Below are 3,002 nucleotides of genomic sequence, written 5' to 3' on the forward strand. Positions count from 1 at the left end.
CCGCCCCGGTCGCCCGGGGGGCCCAGGGCCCCGCGGGGGGGGGCCGCGGGCCCGCTGCGCCCCCCCGCGACCGCCGGGCGCCCCGCACCCGCCGACCGGGCCCCCTGCGCATCCTGGGCCTGATCCTGGTCGTGGTCCTCACCCTGGGCGTGGCGGGCGTGATCTGGGCCGACTCCACCCTGCAGCGGATCGACGCCCTCACCGACTACCCCGGCCGCGGCGGGAAGACCCCGGGCACCGTCACGCTGCTGGTGGGCACGGACTCCCGCGAGGGGCTCACCCCGGAGCAGCAGGCCCAGCTGTCGACCGGGTCGGAATCCGACGCCGGCGGCAGACGCACCGACACCATGATGCTGGTCTACACGCCGCGGGACGGCGGCAGGACCATGCTCATCTCGCTGCCCCGCGACCTGCTGGTCGACATCCCCGGTTACGGGCAGAACAAGCTCAACGCCGCCTACGCGTTCGGCGGCCCGGCCCTGCTGACCCAGACCCTCGAGGAACAGAGCGGGGTCCGGATCGACCACTACGCGGAGATCGGCTTCGGCGGCTTCGCCGGGATCGTCGACGCGGTCGGGGGCGTGGACCTCTGCCTGGACGAGCCGATCAACGACCCGCTGGCCGGCCTCGACCTGGCCGCCGGGTGCCAGACCCTGACCGGCCCGCAGGCCCTCGGGTTCGTCAGGACCCGCTACGGGTTCGCCGAACAGGACCTCCAGCGGGTCCGCAACCAGCGGCAGTTCCTGGGCGCGCTCATGCGCAAGACCATGTCCCCGGGGATCCTGCTCAACCCGTTCACCGCGCTGCCCCTGGTCGACTCCGCCGCCGCGTCCGCGACCGTGGACACCGGCGACCACATCTGGAACCTCGCCTCGGTGATGTGGAAGCTCCGGGGCGACCCGCTCACCGTGACCGCACCGTACGACGGCATGGAGTCCGGCGACGTGGGTTCCTACCTGGTGTGGGGCCCCAGCACGACCGAGTTCTTCGACGCCGTCGCCTCGGGGCGGACCCCACCGCAGGACTACCTCGAGTCCGGGCCCTGAGCGGAGCCCGCCCGGCTCACCCCGCCGGGGTGATCGAGACGATCCCCCACGTGCCGTCCGGGTTCTCCGCCACCCGGACACGCTGCCGGATGATCACCGGCTCGCCGTCCGGCGGGGTCTCCGTCAGGGTCACCTCGAGGAGCGTGGGCGACAGTTCCCGCGCGTCGACGCAGTGGGTGGTGCCCGGGGGAACCCGGTCCACCCCGTCGGTACGGAGCTGCTCCTCCGTCATCCGGCTCGTCGGCGAGACCGCCTCGAACGCCTTCGCCGCGGACCGCTCGACGTAGTAGGCGTGGTCGAACGCGAGCACGGCCTCGAGCGGGCCGTCCAGCGACCCCGGCCCGTCACCCGCCACGCGGCCCGGCCCGGAGACCGCGACGCAGCCCGTCGGCTCCTCGCCCGTCGGTGCCACGACCCCGCGGGTGAGGACGAACCCCAGGACCGCCGACCCGGTCAGCACGGCCACGCCGGCTGCCGCGGCGAGGCCGAGGCGACGCGACCGCGCACCGGGACCGGGCGGGGACGCGGTCTCGGGGGCGGCGCGGCCCTCCCGGTCCCGCCGCGTGGATCCCGCCCGCCCGGAGCCGAAGGGCAGCGAGGACAGGTCCTCCGCCCGGCCGGGGTCCCCGATCGCCGCGGGCGGCTCACCCCCGTGCCGCGACGCGCCCAGCCGGATGCGGGCGGGGGCGGGCTCACGGGGGCGCTCCTGATGCCCGGCGTCCGGTTGGTCAACCGCGGGCGGGGACGGCACCGACGGGTCGGCGGTCGGCCCGGTCCGCAGCCACGGCGGGACGGTCACCCCGGGAGGCCGGGGCGGCTCGTCGTCGCCTGTCCCCCGCTGGTCGACCACGGCCGATCCCACCCCCTGAGCTCCACGTCCTGATCGGCGACCTCGTCGCCGCACGAACGGATACTAGAGGCCCCCGGCCGCGGCCGGGGGTCGGTGCCGGATCAGCGCAGGGTGACCTGGCGCGCGCGCAGCCCGTCGCGGGAGGCGCGCTCGTCCGAGCCGAGCGGCCCCTCCTGTGCGAGCGCCTCGCCCAGACGCGCGTCGAGTTCCTGCAGGCCCGGCGCCCACTCCTGGTGATGCATCTCCGGGTCCAGGTCGAACACCGGCACGAGCAGCCCGTGGGTCCGGAACGACCCGGCGAACCGCGAACCCTCGCCCAGGTGGAGGCCACCGGCGGCGTGGACGCGCGCGAGCGCCTCGAACAGTGCGTCCTCGTCCTCCGGTCGCACCCAGCGGATGTGGGCCTTCTCCCCGGCGTCGACCCACCAGGCCGCCTCGATGCCGTCGGCGGTGACGCGGGCGGAGGGCATCATGACCTCGTTGGCGTTCTTGATGGCCTGGGCGATCTCGGGGCTGACCTGGGCGCCGTCGGCGAGCCACCACGAGAAGTCCGGGTGGACCGCGATCTCCAGCGGGGCGTCGGCCACCACGACGTCGGCCAACGCCGGGGTGGAGTCGCTCGGGTGCGAGCTGGTCAGCGTCTCGCCGCCCCCGGCCCGCGAGGCCCAGTCCACCGCGTACGCCAGGTCGGCGGCCGGGTCCGGTCCGTGGACCTGCACCTGGAGCCCCACCAGGGCCTCGCCGCCCAGCAACTCGTCGCGCACCAGGCCGGCGATGGCACCGGGCAGGACGGTGGCCAGCGTGATGTCCCGGCCGTCTCCGGGCGTGGCGAGGCGCGTGGTGGCGGACGGCACGAACTCGCGCATCGCGACCATGTCGCATTCCCCGGCGAACCCGGCGAACGGCCGCGGCTCGACGCTCAGTTCCTCACGCTCGGCCGCTCGTGCGGCGATCTTTGCCTGGCGGTTGCCGCCGGACTTGGGCTCATTATGGCGATGACGTCTACCCACGACGCCCACGATACGGGGCACCGCCACGGCCCGTCCGCCGGACACCGGACTCCGGCGGCGGGGCGCGGCAGAAGCGGGGGGGCGCGGCAGAAGCGG

General features: G+C 75.4%; 3 protein-coding genes. 1 reads left to right on the forward strand and 2 read right to left on the reverse strand.

Annotated features, from left to right (window positions below):
* Positions 1 to 1,046, forward strand: a 1,046-nt coding sequence (locus Q0444_RS05480; RefSeq protein WP_299021965.1) for an LCP family protein, incomplete at its 5' end; no start/stop codon positions are given.
* A gap of 16 nt (positions 1,047 to 1,062) precedes the next feature.
* On the opposite strand, the gene Q0444_RS05485 is transcribed toward Q0444_RS05480, so the two are convergent.
* Positions 1,063 to 1,908: a hypothetical protein gene (locus tag Q0444_RS05485; protein WP_291080429.1), complete on the reverse strand. Its 846-nt coding sequence runs from the start codon at positions 1,906 to 1,908 to the stop codon at positions 1,063 to 1,065.
* Positions 1,909 to 1,997: 89 nt separating this feature from the next.
* Positions 1,998 to 2,906: a DUF5926 family protein gene (locus Q0444_RS05490; protein ID WP_291080427.1), complete on the reverse strand. Its 909-nt coding sequence runs from the start codon at positions 2,904 to 2,906 to the stop codon at positions 1,998 to 2,000.
* Positions 2,907 to 3,002 lie beyond the last annotated feature (96 nt).

The sequence above is a fragment of the uncultured Dietzia sp. genome, from assembly GCF_937873725.1.
Classification (GTDB): Bacteria; Actinomycetota; Actinomycetes; order Mycobacteriales; family Mycobacteriaceae; genus Dietzia.